This window comes from Limnothrix sp. FACHB-881 (assembly GCF_014698135.1).
GTDB lineage: Bacteria > Cyanobacteriota > Cyanobacteriia > CACIAM-69d > CACIAM-69d > CACIAM-69d.
Genome location: NZ_JACJSN010000014.1, coordinates 17,241 through 34,795 on the forward strand (window position 1 = coordinate 17,241; position 17,555 = coordinate 34,795).

The window sequence follows — 17,555 nt, forward strand, 5'->3', positions numbered from 1 at the left end:
ACGGGCAAGTGGCGGAACGGTAGACGCACCGCACTCAAAATGCGGCGGAGAAATCCATGAGAGTTCGAATCTCTCCTTGCCCACTTTTGACTGATCAAATTAGAAATCAATCAAGTTGGAAGTCGATCAAACTAAGTCACTCGATTGATCAGATCACCCAACTGATCACTAAGTTCGTGATTAATTAAGATTGAATTAAGCAAGATCGAATTAAGCTCGGGTTGAATCGACCCAGGAAGCTTCCTAAATCAACATTTCGATCCATACTTTCGGTCTGTAACTTCAATAACTTCGATCTGTAACCCAGAATCTCTATCCGCTATTTCTGAAGCTGAGTCACCAAGTGAATTAGCTCCGGCAGAATCAGAGAATCTAAGGCAAGGCTAACCGCATTGCTCGATCCGGGCATCGAAAACACCAACTTTCCTTGGCAAACCCCAGCGATCGCCCGGGAAGCCATGGCCCGTGAGCCAACCTCTGCAAAGCTCAGTTGCCGGAGCAGCTCACCAAATCCGGGCAAAGTCTTGTCGAGCAACCGGGCGATCGCGTCGTAGGTTGTGTCCCGAGGCGCAATGCCCGTGCCCCCATTCAGCAGCAGGGCATCAATATCTGGGTTTTGGCACAGTTGCAACACTGTTTCCGCAATCAGCGCCGGTTCATCCTTCAAAATCTGGTAGGTCACGATCGAGTGGCCCGCCCAGGTCAGGCGATCGCGAATCAGTTGCCCACTGCGATCGGTCTCAAAATTGCGCGTATCACTGACGGTGATTACCGCACAACGCACCTGAAGAGACTCGCGATCGGGATGGGGCCCCTCCAGGGACTGTGGCTGACTCATGGGCGATCACCCCCTCGGGCATGGTTCTGGGATGGTGGAATGGTCGGGCGCTGAGTGGCTAGGCGTAATTGAGTAGCTAATTGAGTAGTTGGGCGATCGCTAGCTGTCAGCCTTCGTGAAGCCCAAGCCGTTCGCTTCAGCGTAGCGATTCATAAACCGCATAAACCGTTCCCAATCGTTCTCCGAGGTCATGACGTAGTAGGCTTCAATGCCCGACGGCTGACCGTTAACAAACTTGCCTTTCACATCACGGGTCATCAACTCACCCTCTTCGTCGATCAGGTACATGCCGGTGATTTCTTGATCGGCGGATGCAGCCAACGTTTTAGGGTTATCAAAGATAAAGATGGCGCGGCCGTTGCTCCCATCACGCGATCGCGTCAAGCGGACATCAGGTACCACCTCTTCGTTAATGCCTCGGATGAATTGAATGACTGCCATATTGTTAAAACTGGTAGTTGAAGCGTGATGAACCGCCAAAAAGCGTCGTTCGATCATCGCACAAAACCTCCACCCCACCAAATGGGCAACCGCCGCCGATCGCCGTGCATCAATGCCTACAAACCCGCGCCTAGCAACCCGCGCCTAACACCCGCACTCCAACGAGCACAACAGGATTGGTTATGAAACCTAACCGCAACTTGCTAACGAATCAAGCTTGGATTGCTCTGAGCTGTGCCGCCACCCTGGCCGGAGCGGGACTGGTGGCGACCCTGGCAGAAGCAGCCACCCCAGCGAACCCGGCCAAGGCCGCAGCTCCCGCCATTCAAGGGGCGATCGAACAATCCTGGGAAGGGATGCTGGCGGTTTCCCCCCGGGGCTTGGCCCAACACCTGCGGCAAATTGGCGCAAAAATGTATGGAGCCTACTGGTGCGGCCATTGCCAAAATCAAAAGGAATTATTTGGTCAGGCGTTCAACCAAATTCGCTACATTGAGTGCGACCCCCGAGGCCGCAACCCGCAGCCGCAACTGTGCGCACAGGCGGGGATCGAGGGCTATCCTACCTGGGAAATTCGGGGGCGAAAATATCCGGGTGTCCAACCCTTGGCAACCCTGGCGCGACTGTCCAACTATCGTGGTCAGTAATTTTGCCATGGCCAGTGATTTTGCCGCGGCCAATGTTTACTACGGCCAATCACTAGTCTGGCCGATGGTTAAATTTGGCCGTTCCTAGGCCAGGCCTAACTCCCGTTGGAGATGGTTCATAGATTGGCTGCCGATGTAGTTTTCGCAACAGATCACCTGCGGGGGACGGATGATGTCTTCTCGGTGCGCGGAAACGGCGGCCTTGACCTTGGGGAAGCTGTCCCGATCGCACCCGATATAGCGCACGGTTTTGACCAATGCCCCGAGCTTGTAGGTGTCGCTGGGGAGGGTGGTCATCACCAAAATTTCTTCGCCCCGGAAGCTATGGACAATCACTTCCGAAGCCCGCAGCCAACCGGGACTGATGCTGACCAGACCGATCCGCGTACCGGCCGGGAGATTCTTCACAAATTCAATTTCTTCGGCATAGTCATAAATGTCCACGGGGATGACGCGGGCCGATTTGGGGGCGGCAATTTTTTCCGCATCGCCAATGAAGTAGCGGCTGGTGACCACGGTGGCGGAAGCGGTGCGATCGAGCGCGGCTGGCAAATCTTCCATGGCCACCAATTGCACGGGAATTTGCAGCGATTGCTCAATTTCACCGGCCATAATTTCGCCCACCCCCAAGTCTTGTTGAGGGGCGGTGACAATCACGCGGGCGCTGCATCGTAACCGCCAATCCACTTCCCCCAAAAACAGTTCCCGAGCGGTGCTGAGGCTGCAACCGGCTTCGATTAACCGATCGAGGCTTTGCTTCACCAGTTGATAGGCTTCGGGGTTTTTGTCAAAAACGGGCGATCGAAGTTGGGCCCCGCCTTCATGGCCCAAGGCCCGCACGTAAATGCCAGAGCCGGGCTGGGCTTCCACTAGGCCGTTATCTTCAAGCTGGCGATAGACCTTGCTGATGGTGTTGCGATGCAAGCCCGTTTCCATGGCCAGTTGGCGGGTGCTGGGCAAACGGTGCCCCGGCGGAAACTGCCGCGAAGCGATCGCAAACCGAATTTGGTTAAACAACTGCGTGGATGCCGGAATATCACTGTCAGCTTGAATACGGAACCGAACCATAGCTAAAGCTAGAGCCGCTCGCTCAATGGGTTAATGAATAGAACAGACAACGGTAAGCGTAGGGGAGAGAGGCGCTGAAGAGGAGTGGTCACTGAAGCCCTTGACCCAGCTTCCCAACCAGGATCCTTTCAGCGAAAAGGCGAAGAACTGACCGGAACAGGGCTGGTTTTGGGCTGATCTTGCCCCCCATCATACCCATGGAAATTCCAATCGGCCCGTTGGGTGGCACATCTTCCGCCCAGGAAGCCTGGCGCGATCGCCCGGAGAGACCCCGGCAGACCGGTGCAATTGTCCCAGGGTTGCGGCGACCGATCGGGGCATTGGGCCACAATTCAGACGTGGGGGGTTTCGCGGTTCGCGATAGGATAGGCTCTGCAAGGGGCTTATACGCTGTCTATTTCGCGTTTTTGTCTTGCGTTTTTTAACGATTTAAATGTCACGGTTTCAATGTCACGGATAGTCATGTGGGTTCGGGGTTTGGCACTGGGCAGCGCTATTGCTCGCTGGTGGGGACGACAGGGGCTAGCTCGGGCGATCGCCTTGTTGCTGTCCTTAACGATTGGGGGTTGGGCCTTGGGGGCCCTGCCAGCCCAGGCCACATTGAATGACGATAATTTTGATGGCAATATTTTTGCGCTCTATGCGGGCAACGGTTCTTTAGTTCCGCCTCGGGTGACCTTGGCCCAATCGCGGGAACGGCAGCGACCCACCCTGTTGGTGTTTTTTGTGGACGATAGCCGCGATTGCAAGCGATTTTCCTCCACAATCTCCCAATTGCAGGCGTTTTATGGCAAAGCGGCGGACTTTTTGCCTATTGTGGCCGATTCTCTGCCCCTGGAGCCGGTAGCGGATCCACTGCAACCGGCGCACTACTACCGTGGCGTTGTGCCCCAAACGGTTTTAATTGATCAATCGGGGAAAGTATTGCTCGATCGCGCCGGTCAAGTGTCCTTCGAGGAACTGGACGATCGGTTCCGAGCAGTGTTTAACCTGTTGCCGCGCTCGGAGTCCGTGGAACTGCGCCGCCGGGAAGTGAATGAGGTGAATGTGGAATTGGTTCCAGAACCGGCCAAGCCGGCCTCCAAGGCGCAATCGACCAACCGCGATCGCTAAGGAGGACTGCTATGCCGGTGAATGATGACCTCGGGTTACTCGACTTAGATTCAGCAGAGTCAGATCATCTGAACATTCTCGAAACTCCGCCCCCGAGCGAAGCCACGCCGCTCCCCGATCCAGACGTGATGTTGCAACTGTTGCAAGATCCGGATCCGGCCCAGCGTGCGGTGGGAGCCAGGGCGTTTTGTGAGCTGCAAGACCCCAGAGCCAGCGAACGGCTGATTTTACTCATTAACGATGTTTGTCCGTTGGTGCGGATGAGCGCCGCCTATGCCTTGGGCCGCAACCCAGATCCAGAGGCGATCGACCCTTTGATTGGCCAACTCCAACGGGATTGGAATGGCTACGTGCGCAAAGGCATCGTTTGGGCCCTGGGCAATGGGCGCGATCGCCGGGCCTTGGCTCCGTTGGTGCAAACCTTGCAGCGGGACATTGCGGCCGTGCGCCTGTGGGCGGCCAGTTCCCTGGGGCAAATGGGAGCCGTGGGTTATGAGGCGATCGTGGGGGCCGTGCCACCGCTGATTGTGGCCCTGCGCCAAGATCCTGTTCCGGCCGTGCGCAGTAACTGTGCTTGGGCCCTGGGGCAACTATGCCGCGACTTGCCCTCCAATGCGATCTATGCGGGAGCCGTGGATGGGTTGATTGAAGCCCTGGTGGAAGATCGCGAACTCGGCATCAAGGAAGACGCGCGATCGGCCCTCTTGAAGCTGGGAGATTCCCGCGCCCTGCAAATCATTGCGGAACTGGAGCAGGAAGGCTGGTTATAACCGGGCCGTCAAACTCCACCCCTAATCCGAACGTGAATTCGGGATAAGGGGAGCGAAGGAAAGACGGGACTGGTTAAGCTGAGGTATTAACCAAAACAACACTCAGCCCAACCCCGTCATGCTTAGTCTAGAAGCTCTGTTCTGCAAAATCGATGACTGCTGCTTTGTCGCCCCCAACGTGCTCACCAGCATCAGGTGTTTCAGGAGTTAGCGGCCTGGGGCAAAACCTCTATGGGTTGGTTCTTTGGTCTCAAGCTGCATCTGGTGGTCAATGACCAAAGTGAACTGCTCGACTGCTGCTTAACTTCTGGCAATACCGATGGCCGCAAACCAGTACGCAACTTACTGTAAAGACTGTTGGGGCAAAGTGTTTGCTGACTGAGACTACGTCTCAAAAGCGTTAGCTCATCAGTTGTGGCAGGACTATGGCTTGCAATTTCTGGTCAAGCCTCGCCGCAACATGAAGAATTCCTTGATGCGGCATCCCGCGTAGTTTGTTTCAATCCCCATTTAGAGCTGCCAAGATTGAAAACCTCGGCTTTAGATTCTCTTTATGAATTAGCTCTAAACAACATCTGCAACAACATTTGCTGTTTAGGTGGGCTGTCGATCGCTGTTGCTGGCATAGACCGGACAACAACCATCGGGAGCCACACGCCGATCGGCCAGGGGAGAGGCGGGATTTCGGCAATGTTGCCCCCGATAAAATTGGCAAGTTTGGCAACAGATCAAGTCCGGTGTGTCGGGCCAGGCGGTGTTGCGATCGAGCACTTCCCGAGGGGACATGCCTCGCAACACCAAATCCGATCCCTGCCAGCGCACTTCCACCAGCCCCGTTTCCGCAAAGGCTTTCCAGCGGGGACTATGGACGATCGCATCAGGCAGATGCACCGTGGCGGCTCCCTCTCCGGTGCTAATTTCCCCTTCATATCGCTCGATCGGGGCGGCCGGTTGGGCAAAGCTTTCCCCGATCGGCAACTCCAAAGCAGCACCCGCACTGGGGCAATGGATTTGGTAGCGGCTGTTGAGTTCATCCAGGGCCGCCAAACCCGACAAATGATCAATGCCCCCATGGACGAACACCACATGCTGAGGGCGCATGTTGTGGATCAGTTGCAGCGTGCCCAAGCCGTCCGAATGTTCCGACAGTTCATAGGTGCTGTAAAGAATTCGATCGCCCTCATGGGGGCTGCGGAGAGGCTCGGCTTCCAACCGGCCACCCGCGGCCGCCTGCACAGACACCAACCAACGTCCTGTCTGACAGAAGCGATCGCACAGTTGGGCCACGGGCAAATCATCATCCACCAACAGCAGGCAGGGGCCTTCCAGGGCCAAATCGGGCCCGTTTTGATCGCTCGACAGCCGCCGCACCAGTGGCCGCACCCGATCATCCCAAAACAGATTTTGATGGCGGGCAAAATTCTGCACCGACTCCGGCAATCGATCGAGAATTGCCAAATAGGCATCACAGCCGGCCGCCACCTGGCGATCGACCCAAATGGTGAACTCGCGCCCCGTGAAGTAGTGGTGGCTGCGCAACAGCATCAACAGTTCTTGGCCCAGACCCAACAGCGGCACGGGCAACAGCACCGATCGCCCCTGGGCCAGGGCTTGGCTAACCTGATCCGCGAGGTCATTTTCCTGGCGGCGACGACGCGATCGGCGGGCCACCCCGTAGGATCCCTCCACGATCAGCACATCCGGCGCAAGGCCGCGCACCTCCGTGAGGGGCATTCCTTCCACCAACCGGCCATTGGATAGGAAAAAATCCCCGCTGTAAGCCACGCAATATTCGCGCGATCGATTGCTGCGGGATTCGGCCCGGGACTGGTATCGCAACAGGGTGAGGGCCGCTCCCGGCAAATGACCAGCAGGCAACAGCTCCACCGTCAAATCATCAGCCAAGGCCACGGGCGATCGCCAAGGAAGGGACTGACAAAACAGCGGAATTGACTCCAGAGGGCGATCGAGCCAATTGGTGGGCAACAGTTGGGCTGTTTCGCCGCTGGCAAAAATCGGCAAATGGGGAAATTGCTCATGGAGCTTCAGCAAGCCGCGTGCATGGTCGCGGTGGGCATGGCTGCAAACCACCCAATCGGCCGGCATTCGGCCCCAGCCCACCATGCCCGATCGCGGTCGGATGGGGTTTGGATGATCCCACGCTTCACCCAGGAGGGGCGACAGGCTCCGCAAGCCACAGTCCAACATGACGCGATGGGTTCCCAATCGCACCACCAGACACATCCCTTCGCCCCCATGGCCCACGGCATAGGGCAAGCACTCTAGCTCGGTCACAGGTTTGGGTTCCTTGATCGATCGGCCGCCACTGGGCCGATCGCCCTTCGTTAGTGAGCCGAACCGTTGCCGTGATAGTTATCCGTGTCGTAAAACCCGTTGCGCGTGCCAAAAAACAGGCAAGCCACCGTGAACAAACCGGTCAACACCGCCAAAATCAATTTCACATCCATGGGACGCAACCACTCACACCAGCTAAAGGAAATAGGGGGGGAAGCTTGGGGAAATGTTAAATTCCCAAATTTTCCCAAATTTCATTGATGCCCCGGGCCGAAACCAAGGATCCGGCGGCGGGTTTGAGGCTTCGAGCCTTTCCTCTACCGTATCGAGCGGCTCCCGGGCTGTCAAATCGGGATGCAGCCAACGGCCCTGAGCAGATTGAGGCCAGGACAGATCAGATCCAACTGAGACCCAACTCAGGCCCGATCGGTTGGCAGCAAATTCCAAAAAATTTCAAAAGCTAATTCTAAAATCCAATTCAAAAGCCCAATTCAAATCGGGATTTCCTCGATCGCGTCCCACAGGCGATCGAGCGGTTCCGTCAACGTCCAAGGCAAAGCCGCCACGGCCGATTCCGCCACCGAGGGCGATCGGCCGCAACGGCTGGCAAAGGAACATGATCGACAGGCGGGGCTGTGGGCCGGCAATTGCGGCAGCGCCTGCCCTCCGTGATAGGCGGCGATCGCCTGATCAATCGCTTGGCCCATCTCCAGCAATTGCGCTTGGGTGGATTGGTGCCAATCGGCGCTGTATGCAAACGTTTCGCAAGCCAACTCCGGCCCGTTGGCGGCGGTCGAAGCGGCCGGCGATCGGACAAACCAATAACTCATGGCCAGGCGATCGGGCGGTAAATGACTCGTTTCCGCCAACACAAAAAGATACAAACGGGTTTGCCAATCCTCTTGCAGTCGATCGCGCGACAGGGGTTGGGCGTGAGTTTTCCAATCAAAAATCTGCGCTTCTGTGGGTCGGGTTGCCAATAGGTCATACACCACAGTGAGCAGGCGATCGCCCATCACCCAAGTGCGGCGATGTTCCGCATCCAGTTCCCAATCGCTGGCTCCCGATTGATCCCACCACTGGCGCAGGCTATCCCAGGTGCGATCGACCGCATGATGGAGCGCTTGGGCTTCCGCATCCTCTTCTGCCTGCAAAACCAAGGACATCTTGGCCGCCGATTCAGCCCCCAATTCAGTGAGTTTGCAGTCCGTTCCACGGTTCTGAATGGATTGTTGCATCAGCCAATGGAATCGACTTCCCCAAACCATTCGCTCCTGTTGGTGGGGATTGGCCGGCAACAGTAAACAATCCAAATAGAGATGTTGAAACTGTCGCGGACAGGTCATCCAAGCATTCAAAACCCCTTGGGACAAATGCTGCATCATGCAAAACAATGTGGCTATCCAAAGCCATTAAAAATCAAGTTCTTGAAATAGTTCAGCGATCGGGAGGCTGAAACCTGGAATGATCGCTTCACCATCGAGGCGATCGGCTGTTTTGAGCAGGCGATCGGGTTCTTGGGGCGATCGATAAACCAAAATATAGCGCTGCTGTGGATTAATCACCCACATTAACCTTGTGCCATTAGCAAAATATTCCGTGATTTTCCCGTCAATTTCTTCGACGGTGTTTCCTGGCGATAATACCTCAACGGCTAAGTCGGGTGCGCCTTCGAGAAAGCCGGTGGGTAGGGTGGTGAGTCCTTGAAGTCGGTTTTTGGCAAAAAAGGCTAAATCGGGCGATCGTGTGTTGCCATTTTGCATCTTGAAGCCGGTGCTGGAGTCAAAGAGCAATCCCAGTTTTTGGCTCCGAATATAACTCCCCAATAAAATCATCAGGGCGCTACAAATGTGGCCATCTAAAGCACCTGAATTTCCTATATCAATTAGTTGATTATTGACAAGTTCATAGCGGTGGCCGTCGTTGGGCAGGGCCATGAATGCGGCATCTGTCCATGGGGGTGATGAGGTGGATTCGGAGGTGGATCGAGGTTGCGTGAGGGTCATGGCTAGCCTCGGGCGATCGCCTGGATAAGACCGATTATAGCGATCGCCCCTGGGCTGACCTAGAACGGCTGACAGGGCATAATCGAGGGAATGCAGTCGCGGACAACGGCAAGTGAGATGACGCTGAACCCCGGAGATCGGTTAGATGGCGATCGCTACGAAATTGAGCGGGTTTTGGGTTGTGGGCGATTTGCAATTACCTACTTAGCGATCGATGGTCAAAACCAAAACCGGGTAGCGATCAAGACCCTAAACGATAGCGCCAAGGTTCATCCTGACCTGAGCAAGCTCTGTCAAATTTTTCGGGATGAGGCGATGCAACTCAGGGCTTGCAACCATCCCCATGTGATGAAGGTCGATCGCCTGTTTGAGGAGGATGGTGCGCCTTGTGTGGTGATGGAACACATTGCGGGCGCAGATTTGGAGGAATTGGGGCGATTGTCTGTGGATGAAGCCATGCGCTACGTTCGGCAAATTGGCTCGGCTTTGGACTATATCCATGGGCGCGGATTTATCCATCGCGATGTGCGACCGGCCAATATTCGGTTGCGGGCAGGCGAACCAGCGGCTGTGTTGATTGATTTTGGGTCGGCGCTGAATTTTTCGGATGAGTTGAGCGCGACCCAAACCGCTAGCCATGCGGGCGGTTGTGCAGCGCCGGAAGCCGGCAAGAGCAAGGGCGATCGCGGTTCCTACACGGATATCTATTCCTTGGGGGCGACGCTCTACACGCTTTTGGAGGGAAAAGCACCGCCCGATGCATTGGAGCGACACCCTAAAGGAAAGAATGTGCAGCTTACCTTTTCAGGGCAATATGATGCCAAGATTTGCCGGTTAATTGAAAAGGCGATGGCGTTGAAACCGACTGATCGTCCGAAATCGGCGGCGGATTGGTTGGAACCGTTTTCCCAGAAAGCTAAAACGCCATTGCTCTTGGACTTCAAAAGCTGGAATTGGTTAACTATTTCAGCAGTGATCGGAGTGGTTACAGCAGTGATCACAGCAATTGGGACTCTGCTAGGTGGATTTGGGGCAATGGGCTGGTTTAAAAATGAACCACCTACAGTGCCTTCGCCTGCTGCTTCGCCAATTCAATCCCCTGCAAAGTCAACTAAATAGAGCGAGTATTTTTATTTTTATGGTTTTGAGACCGGGCGATACCCTGCGCGGAGGGCGATATGAAATCAAGGCTATTTTGGGGCTAGGGGGCTTTGGAATTACTTACAAAGCCTGGGATTGTCATCTCAAGCGGTATGTAGTGCTGAAGTCTCCACACGAGTATAGACAGCATAAGTCGGACTATATGACGCAGTTTGTGAGAGAAGGACAAATGATGGCCAAGATCGAGTCTCATCCTAACTTAGTCAAGGTGTTTGATCTATTTTCAGAAACAGCTAATAATTATTATCTCGTGATGCAATTTATTGATGGTCAGACCTTATCTGATGTCGTGAAAGAAAAGGGAAAATTACCAGAAAAGGAGGTAATATCTCTTGCCAAACAACTTGGCAGTGCATTGGAACTAATGCACAATCACAAGCTTGTTCATCGAGATGTGCATCCCGGCAATATTATGCTGTGTTCTGATGGAAAAGCAGTACTGATTGATTTGGGTGGAGCCAAGGAATTTGTTGCATCTCCTAATACTTCAGAAGGTACTTATCACCAGATTTTTTCGCCATGCGAACAAATTGATTACCCTAAAGATACTAGACATCCTTCAGCAGATATCTTTAGTTTGGCAGGGAGTTTATATTTTGCAGCAACTGGCAAATATCCTGCCCAACCTTTTGCCAGACGATCTACTGGCGGAAGATTAATACCACCTGGCCAACTGGTTGAAATTTCTGAAGATCTCAATACAATGCTGATGGCGGGATTGGAGTTAGAAGCGGACGATCGCCCGCAATCAGTGACTCAGTTTTTGCAAGTCTTCACTGATAGGGATTGGCGATCTGAACGAATTGCTGAGAACTCTCCGCAACCTGAACCATCTGTCCAAGATAATGAGACCGCTAGTATCCCTTGGGGATTGCTTCAAGGTTGTGTGATCGCTTACACCATCATTGGGATTGGTGTCAGTGTGCCGCCATCACCACTAGTTAACTGGGCTGTGGCTGGGGCTGAGGCTTTGGCTGTGGCTGTGGCTGGGGCTGAGGCTTTGGCTTTGGCTGTGGTTTGGGCTGTGGTTTGGGCTGTGGTTTGGGCTGTGGCTGTGGCTGGGGCTTTGGCTGTGGCTGGGGCTGAGGCTTTGGCTTGGGCTGTGGCTGTGGCTGTGGCTGGGGCTGTGGCTGTGGCTGGGGCTGGGGCTTTGGCTGTGGCTTTGGCTGAGGCTGAGGCTAAGGCTGTGGCTTGGGCTTGGGCTGTGGCTTTGGCTGTGGCTGTGGCTGTGCTTGGGGCTGGAATGGCTCTATGGCGGGGATCTTGGGAGTTGATTGGTGGCTATGGATTTGTGTTTGTGGGTCTGTGGTGGGGGAGCTGGCCCCTGAGCTTGGGTCTGCTCCCAGGATTCGCGGCTGTGGAAACGCGAGACCGCAAAGGGTTGGCGGTTGTTTTGCCGACTTTGGCGGCTGGGGTTGGGTTGGCGATCGGGTGGTGGATCTATCGCGCCGTGCATCCTGCCTAGATGGTTTTGGAGGAAATGCAGTCGCGGAAAACAACAAGTGAGACAACGCTGCACCCCGGAGATTCGGTTAGATGGCGATCGCTGCAAAATTGCTGCTGAATTGCATCATCTCGTACACCATCATCGGGATTGGTGTTAGCGCCTCAGTCACCCAACTGCCATCGTTTAGCGGGTTGGTTTTCATCGCAGTTTTAGCCGGGTCTGGAGCTTGTTTTTGGGCTGAATATGCAGCTCTTAGCTATTTACTCAATGTGCTTGGCCATGCCTTTAGACTGACATCTAGACTCTTCCCAAATCTGATATCTACACCGCAAGATCGCACCTCAAAAGCTCTCTGGGACATCGTGGGCGCTGCTGCGTTGCTGGCTTTGAGGGGCGTGGTGATCGCCTGGACTGTCGCCGGGGCTGGGGTCGTTCTGTGGCGCGGATCCTGGGAATTGGTCAGTGGCTATGGATGGGGGTTTGCGGCGCTCTGGTGGGTGAGCTGGCCCCTCAGCTTGGTTCTGTTCCCAGAATTCACAGTTGACAACCTGGGAATCAACAAAAGATTAGCCGTTACTTTGCTAACCCTAGCGGCTGGAGTCGGCCTAGCGATCGGGTGGTGGATCTATCGCACCTTGCATCCCGCCTAGCCAGTTTGAGTTGAGTTGCTAAGCTCTAAGTTCAGCAAACGATTTTCTTAAAAATTTAATCTTTTTCTGTATTCTGACTTCCTAATTTCAGCTCCATGAAAATTACTCATTTTACAGAAAATCTTGATAAGAATTTTTAGAAACAATTGACCTGAATTCTCCACGTCCGGGTTACCTTCAACAGAGTCTCAACGGCCCAAAATTATCGAGCCGATCGCTCCAAAAATCCACACCAGCCCGATCGCGCAGCTTTCGGCGCTCAGCCAATCACCCCAACCAAGCATCCATCAGCCCCAAAGAAGTCCCAGCCCAGACACAGAAATTTTCACCTCGCATTTCTGAATTTTCACTAAAAGTAAGTGAATTTTTCGGCAACCATGCGCCAGAAACTGCGCGGCAACCTAGACAACTGGCTCAGGATCCATTCCAAGTGGGCCCCAGGGTGGCAAAAATACGAAAATCGTCGTTGACTGGTGGCGGATTCGCCATCACCCTGGCAACAATCATTTACAAGTCACCCAGATTTGGTGTTTATTGGATCGGCTGGTCATCGATCAACGCTACATCTTGCGTTGATCGATGACCAGCGGCCTTTCGTGTCGTCTCAACTGTTGTTCACAGCCAATCCCATGGTGCAAGAACTGAACCGCGCTCAGCAGCAACCCGTCGATTTCCCTGACCACGCCCCCACCGCCTACCCGGTGTTTTACCGCACCTACAGCCGTCGGATGGACGGGGAGCGGGAATCGTGGCAGCAAACGACCGATCGCACCCTGCGCGGCTTGGTCAAGTTGGGCAATCTTTCCGATCAGGAAGCGAGCCTGCTCGATCGAATGCAGAAGCGGATTGTGGCGCTGCCGTCGGGGCGTTGGCTGTGGGTTGGGGGCACGGACTGGCTGGAAAACCCACAAAACTTTTCAGGAGCCTACAACTGCACCAGCACCAATGTCATCGACTGGAAAGCCTTTGGGCTGATGATGGACTTGGCGATGATGGGCTGTGGCACGGGCGGCGTGCTGGAACCGCGCTACATTGAACAGCTCCCGCCAGTGCGCAACTCAATCACCGTGACGGTGACGGGCGAGCTGGGTACGGTTCCGGTGGGTCAACGCTTGCAGGAAACAACGGTGGATATCGTTGGCAACGCGGTGCGCGTGGTGGTGGGCGACAGTCGCCAGGGCTGGGTGAAGTCGTACCAAACCTTGCTGGATCTGTGCAGCGATGAGCGATTTGACGGTGAAGTGCAAGTGGCGATCGACCTCAGCAACGTGCGGCCGGCCGGGGAAACGCTCCGGGGCTTCGGCGGCGTGGCTAACCCGATCAAGCTGCCGGAACTCTACGATCGGGTGACTCGCATCTTGAACCGGGCGATCGGTCGGCAACTCACCTCGGTGGAATGCTGCCTATTGATCGACGAAGCAGCCGTGACGATCGTCGCAGGAAACATTCGCCGCAGTGCCGGAATCCGTCAGTTTGACAGTAACGACGAGCTGGGAGCGACTGCCAAAGACAATTTGTGGCAGCAAGATGAGGCCGGCAATTGGCGAATTGATCCCGATCGCGACTCCCTGCGGATGGCCAATCACTCGCGAGTTTTTCATCACAAACCCACGGAAACGGAGTGCATCGACGCGGTTCGCAAGCAGTTCTATTCCGGCGAAGGTGCAATTCAATGGGCTGGTGAGGCGATCGCCCGCAGCAATGCCGATTTAATCGCTGGAGATGATGAAAAGAAAGCGTTTATTGCTGCTTTTCAGGAACAGAAGGGCGCAGAGTGGCTGAAAGAAAAGTCACCAGAAATTGATGAGCGAGAATCTGCCCATCGTCTGCAACGCTATGGCTTGAATCCTTGCGTCACGGCTGATACCTGGGTACATACAGAATTTGGCCCGCGCCAGGTCAAGGAGCTAATTGGTCAACAGCATGGAACCTATGTCAATGGCGAGCTGTTTAGCACCACGGCAGAAGGCTTTTTCTACACAGGCGATAAACCAGTCTTCAAAGTAACCACTCGCGAAGGGTTGTCGCTGCGACTGACTGCAAACCACCAACTCTTGCGCGTGAGTGCTCAAACTCAAAAACGGCAGTATTTGGAATGGATCGCTGTTGAAGATTTGAAACCAGGTGATCGCCTCTCCATCCACAATCACCGTGATATTCAACCCTGGTCGGGTCACGGAACCTTTGATGAAGGCTGGTTGCTCGGAAACCTGGTTGGTGATGGCTCCCTCGCAGAAACAAGCTGGAGTGATCAAGGAATCCTCCGCTTTTGGGGTGATTCGCAACAGGAAATGGCTGAATATGCTGTGGCAACACTCCAAAAAACCGTTGCCTGTGGTGCAAAATTAGCTGGTTCCTATCATCCCCATCATCACCTACATCAAATTGCTTCGAGTGGCTTGGCGGCCCTAGCTGATCGCTTCGGTATCCACCGCCGCGAGAAATGGGTGACCGGTGAAATTGAGCGATCGAGCTATGAGTTTCACTGCGGTTTCTTGCGAGGGCTGTTTGATGCGGATGGCAGCGTTCAAGGCACTCAGCAAAAAGGCATTAGCGTCCGCTTGGCCCAAAGCAACTTGGCAACCCTAGAAGCCGTTCAGCGGATGTTGCTGCGGATTGGCATTGTTTCAACGATCTATCAAAATCGTCGGCCAGCCGGTGTTCGTTTGATGCCCGATTCCGATCGCAACTTGGCTCCTTACTTCTGCCAAGCGCAACATGAATTGGTGATTGCCAATGACAACCTCCCGGAGTTTCGCGATCGGGTCGGCTTCCAGCAACCAGAAAAACAAGCCAAGCTCAACGAGCTATTAAGTAACTACAAGCGCAAGCTGAATCGCGATCGCTTCAGTGTCACGATCGCTGCAATCGCACCTGACGGAATTGAAGCAGTTTATGACTGCACAGTTCCTGGCCCATCACGATTTGATGCGAATGGCTTCATGGCTCACAACTGTGGTGAAATCCTAGGCGCTGATTTCCACTGCGTTGCCGGGAATACGCTGCTGATTACCCGGGATGGATTGCATGAAATTCAGTCCTTGGTAGGGCAATCCGTTGAAGTTTGGAATGGACGGCGCTGGAGTTCTGTCACGCCAATTTTGACCGGCCGCGATCGCTCCCTGTTCCGCGTGCATTTTGCAGATGGCACGCATTTGGATGTCACGGAAGGCCATCGATTCTTTGTCAAAGATCGCTTTGGTCAAGCCTATCAAGAACGGACAACGGCCGAATTGATCGACCAATTGCCGAACCTGAAATACGCCATCCATACGGAACCCTTCCAAATTGATCACCGGGATGGCGAGGCGATCGATCCGATTTGGGCCTACACCCTTGGGCAATTGGTTGGGGATGGTTCTCTGTGCCAATCCCATGGCAAGCCCCAACTGCAACTGCGGCTTTATGGGGTCAAGAGCTACCAGAAGGAATTGGCGATCGCGGGTCGCACCTCGGGTCAACCTCGGTTCTACGCGGAAAATCCCGATACCCCTTGCTTGCTCTACACCGGCTTCGATCGAGAATTTGATCCGGAGCAGGTGCGGAACCTGAAGCAGACCGCTGAACCCTTTGAAGCGATCGCTCGCTGGAATCGTGAGGCCATTCTGCACTTCATTGCCGGTTTGATTGATGCGGATGGTTCCCTAACCGCAACCGGTGGTGTCCGCCTCTACCTCTCGGGCTACGATCGCGCCTATCGGGTCTATCTGTTGTTGCTGAAATGCGGCATTCGCTCTTCCATCAACCTGATGGCTCGGGCGGGAGAAGCGACCAACCTCGGCGTGCGTCAGAAAGATTTGTGGTACTTGCAAATCACTGACTGCGCAGCCATTCCTTGCCAGCGAGTGGATACCAGCCGTGGTCATCAACCGGCCGCTAAGGGGAAATGGCAGGTGATCCGCTCGATCGAACCGTTGGAGGGTCGCCACGACACCTTCTGTTTCAATGAGCCAGAGTTCCACAAGGGCGTTTTTGGCGGTACGTTGACCGGCCAGTGCAACCTGAGCGAAATTCACCTCAATCAAATTGACCCAAAAGATCACCAAACCCAAGAGGATGCCTTCAAGGCTGGGGCCTTGTCGGTGGCAGGTTTGCTTAACCACCGGTTCCAGGAAGAGCGCTACCAATACAGTCGATCAATTGACCCGATCGTGGGCGTTTCCTTCACTGGTTTGTTCGATTTCTTTGTGCAAGCCTTTGGGGTCGATTGGTTGCGCTGGTGGGAAGCGGGTCGCCCGGACACCGTGCAAGGTTTGGAATTTAAAGATCAGGAGCGGCAATACCTCAACCGTTGGCGGGAAATTGTCCACCAAACGGTTTGGGACTACTGCGATCGCCATGGTTTGCGCCGCCCCAACCGCTGCACAACGGTGCAACCCTCGGGCACAAAATCGCTGTTGACGGGGGCTTCACCCGGTTGGCACCCACCCAAGGCCGCGCGGTTCATTCGGCGGATCACGTTCCGCAAAAACGATCCGGTGGCGTTGGCTTGTCTGGACTATGGCTACAGCATTGTGCCGTCCCAGTCCGATAAGGATGAAAACGGCAACTTGCTGAATGATCCGTTTGATCCGCGCTGCACTGAGTGGCTGGTGGAAATTCCGGTGGCAGTGTCTTGGGCGGACTTGCCGGGGGCGGACACGATCGCGATCGAGCAGTTCAGCGCCCTGGCTCAGTTTGACTTCTACATGCAAGTACAAACCCACTACACCACCCACAACACCAGCGCCACGATCGAACTGCGGGAGCCGGAAATCGAACCGTTGGGCCGCCGGATTCACCAGGCGATCCAAAACGATGAGGGCTATATCTCGGCGGCGTTGCTGGCCCGGTTTGACGATCTGCAAACCTTCCCCCGGTTGCCCTTCGAGCCAATTTCGCGGGAAACCTATCAGGAAATGCACGATGCGGTGCTGCAACGGCGGCGGATCAGTAGTTTCCATGAGGCCCTGCGACGCTATGACAAGGGCGAAATGGCGGAAGCGGGCCCGGCGGGCTGCGATTCGGACAAGTGCCTGCTGCCAGAAACGAAGGGCTAGAGCCGGGGGCGATCGCGCCGGTTGAGGCTGGGGCTGTGGTGGTCAGCCCAAATGGCTGATTGTCAGCGCCCCGGCCATCC

General features: G+C 54.9%; 15 protein-coding genes and 1 tRNA gene. 9 read left to right on the forward strand and 7 right to left on the reverse strand.

From position 1 onward, the window contains the following. Window positions 1-2: 2 nt before the first annotated feature. A tRNA-Leu gene (locus tag H6G52_RS13020) sits at window positions 3-83 on the forward strand. A gap of 236 nt (window positions 84-319) precedes the next feature. On the opposite strand, the gene H6G52_RS13025 is transcribed toward H6G52_RS13020, so the two are convergent. After that, the gene (locus H6G52_RS13025) at window positions 320-838 is read right to left on the reverse strand and encodes a molybdenum cofactor biosynthesis protein B (RefSeq protein WP_190354756.1); all 519 of its coding nucleotides are present in this window, start codon (window positions 836-838) and stop codon (window positions 320-322) included. Window positions 839-937: 99 nt separating this feature from the next. Then, window positions 938-1,279, reverse strand: a complete 342-nt coding sequence (gene psb28, locus H6G52_RS13030) for a photosystem II reaction center protein Psb28 (protein WP_099532117.1) — start codon at window positions 1,277-1,279, stop codon at window positions 938-940. Window positions 1,280-1,461: 182 nt separating this feature from the next. Between psb28 and H6G52_RS13035 the strand changes: the two genes are divergently transcribed. After that, complete coding sequence (locus H6G52_RS13035; protein ID WP_099532096.1) at window positions 1,462-1,926, forward strand: hypothetical protein; 465 nt, start codon at window positions 1,462-1,464, stop codon at window positions 1,924-1,926. Window positions 1,927-2,010: 84 nt separating this feature from the next. Here the strand turns inward: H6G52_RS13035 and H6G52_RS13040 are convergent, their stop codons facing one another. Then, window positions 2,011-2,994 carry a GntR family transcriptional regulator gene (locus H6G52_RS13040; RefSeq protein WP_099532097.1) on the reverse strand — a complete coding sequence of 328 codons (984 nt, stop codon included), beginning with the start codon at window positions 2,992-2,994 and terminating at the stop codon, window positions 2,011-2,013. A 462-nt stretch (window positions 2,995-3,456) separates the two neighbouring features. Between H6G52_RS13040 and H6G52_RS13045 the strand changes: the two genes are divergently transcribed. From H6G52_RS13045 to H6G52_RS19130, 3 genes are all read left to right on the forward strand, one after another. Continuing rightward, window positions 3,457-4,107, forward strand: coding sequence for a thylakoid membrane photosystem I accumulation factor (locus H6G52_RS13045; RefSeq protein ID WP_190528874.1), 651 nt, complete (start codon window positions 3,457-3,459; stop codon window positions 4,105-4,107). Between the two features lie 11 nt (window positions 4,108-4,118). Next, window positions 4,119-4,877 carry a HEAT repeat domain-containing protein gene (locus H6G52_RS13050; RefSeq protein WP_099532098.1) on the forward strand — a complete coding sequence of 253 codons (759 nt, stop codon included), beginning with the start codon at window positions 4,119-4,121 and terminating at the stop codon, window positions 4,875-4,877. Window positions 4,878-5,072: 195 nt separating this feature from the next. Further along, on the forward strand, window positions 5,073-5,228 hold the full coding sequence (locus H6G52_RS19130) for a transposase (RefSeq protein ID WP_190528876.1): 156 nt from the start codon (window positions 5,073-5,075) through the stop codon (window positions 5,226-5,228). Window positions 5,229-5,471: 243 nt separating this feature from the next. Here H6G52_RS19130 and H6G52_RS13060 read toward each other — a convergent pair whose 3' ends face one another. From H6G52_RS13060 to H6G52_RS13070, 4 genes are all read right to left on the reverse strand, one after another. After that, on the reverse strand, window positions 5,472-7,172 hold the full coding sequence (locus H6G52_RS13060; protein ID WP_370567707.1) for an MBL fold metallo-hydrolase: 1,701 nt from the start codon (window positions 7,170-7,172) through the stop codon (window positions 5,472-5,474). A gap of 50 nt (window positions 7,173-7,222) precedes the next feature. Continuing rightward, window positions 7,223-7,345: a hypothetical protein gene (locus H6G52_RS18820; protein ID WP_099533167.1), complete on the reverse strand. Its 123-nt coding sequence runs from the start codon at window positions 7,343-7,345 to the stop codon at window positions 7,223-7,225. 318 nt (window positions 7,346-7,663) lie between these two features. Beyond that, entirely contained in the window at window positions 7,664-8,554 is an 891-nt protein-coding gene (locus H6G52_RS13065) for a PD-(D/E)XK nuclease family protein (RefSeq protein WP_190528878.1), read from the reverse strand. Between the two features lie 30 nt (window positions 8,555-8,584). Next, a complete protein-coding gene (locus tag H6G52_RS13070; protein ID WP_190528880.1) occupies window positions 8,585-9,178 on the reverse strand; it encodes a Uma2 family endonuclease in 594 nt (197 codons plus the stop codon). 117 nt (window positions 9,179-9,295) lie between these two features. Between H6G52_RS13070 and H6G52_RS13075 the strand changes: the two genes are divergently transcribed. The 4 genes from H6G52_RS13075 (at window position 9,296) to nrdJ (ending at window position 17,475) form a co-directional block, all read left to right on the forward strand. Next, the gene (locus H6G52_RS13075) at window positions 9,296-10,297 is read left to right on the forward strand and encodes a serine/threonine-protein kinase (protein ID WP_190528882.1); all 1,002 of its coding nucleotides are present in this window, start codon (window positions 9,296-9,298) and stop codon (window positions 10,295-10,297) included. Further along, window positions 10,200-11,804 carry a serine/threonine-protein kinase gene (locus H6G52_RS13080; protein WP_190528884.1) on the forward strand — a complete coding sequence of 535 codons (1,605 nt, stop codon included), beginning with the start codon at window positions 10,200-10,202 and terminating at the stop codon, window positions 11,802-11,804. The genes H6G52_RS13075 and H6G52_RS13080 overlap by 98 nt, the downstream gene beginning before the upstream one ends. 344 nt (window positions 11,805-12,148) lie before the next feature. Then, the gene (locus H6G52_RS13085) at window positions 12,149-12,436 is read left to right on the forward strand and encodes a hypothetical protein (RefSeq protein ID WP_190528886.1); all 288 of its coding nucleotides are present in this window, start codon (window positions 12,149-12,151) and stop codon (window positions 12,434-12,436) included. A gap of 629 nt (window positions 12,437-13,065) precedes the next feature. Next, window positions 13,066-17,475 carry a ribonucleoside-triphosphate reductase, adenosylcobalamin-dependent gene (gene nrdJ, locus H6G52_RS13090; protein WP_190528888.1) on the forward strand — a complete coding sequence of 1,470 codons (4,410 nt, stop codon included), beginning with the start codon at window positions 13,066-13,068 and terminating at the stop codon, window positions 17,473-17,475. Window positions 17,476-17,555: the final 80 nt, after the last annotated feature.

Excerpts from the sequence above, each read along its gene's own strand:
- psb28 (WP_099532117.1), bottom strand. The coding sequence starts at position 1,279 with ATGGCAGTCATTCAATTCATCCGAGGCATTAACGAAGAGGTGGTACCT.
- H6G52_RS13040 (WP_099532097.1), bottom strand. The coding sequence starts at position 2,994 with ATGGTTCGGTTCCGTATTCAAGCTGACAGTGATATTCCGGCATCCACG.
- H6G52_RS13025 (WP_190354756.1), bottom strand. The coding sequence starts at position 838 with ATGAGTCAGCCACAGTCCCTGGAGGGGCCCCATCCCGATCGCGAGTCT.
- H6G52_RS18820 (WP_099533167.1), bottom strand. The coding sequence starts at position 7,345 with ATGGATGTGAAATTGATTTTGGCGGTGTTGACCGGTTTGTTCACGGTG.
- H6G52_RS13075 (WP_190528882.1), top strand. The coding sequence starts at position 9,296 with ATGACGCTGAACCCCGGAGATCGGTTAGATGGCGATCGCTACGAAATT.
- H6G52_RS13050 (WP_099532098.1), top strand. The coding sequence starts at position 4,119 with ATGCCGGTGAATGATGACCTCGGGTTACTCGACTTAGATTCAGCAGAG.
- H6G52_RS13035 (WP_099532096.1), top strand. The coding sequence starts at position 1,462 with ATGAAACCTAACCGCAACTTGCTAACGAATCAAGCTTGGATTGCTCTG.
- H6G52_RS13045 (WP_190528874.1), top strand. The coding sequence starts at position 3,457 with ATGTGGGTTCGGGGTTTGGCACTGGGCAGCGCTATTGCTCGCTGGTGG.
- H6G52_RS13070 (WP_190528880.1), bottom strand. The coding sequence starts at position 9,178 with ATGACCCTCACGCAACCTCGATCCACCTCCGAATCCACCTCATCACCC.
- H6G52_RS13065 (WP_190528878.1), bottom strand. The coding sequence starts at position 8,554 with ATGCAGCATTTGTCCCAAGGGGTTTTGAATGCTTGGATGACCTGTCCG.
- nrdJ (WP_190528888.1), top strand. The coding sequence starts at position 13,066 with ATGGTGCAAGAACTGAACCGCGCTCAGCAGCAACCCGTCGATTTCCCT.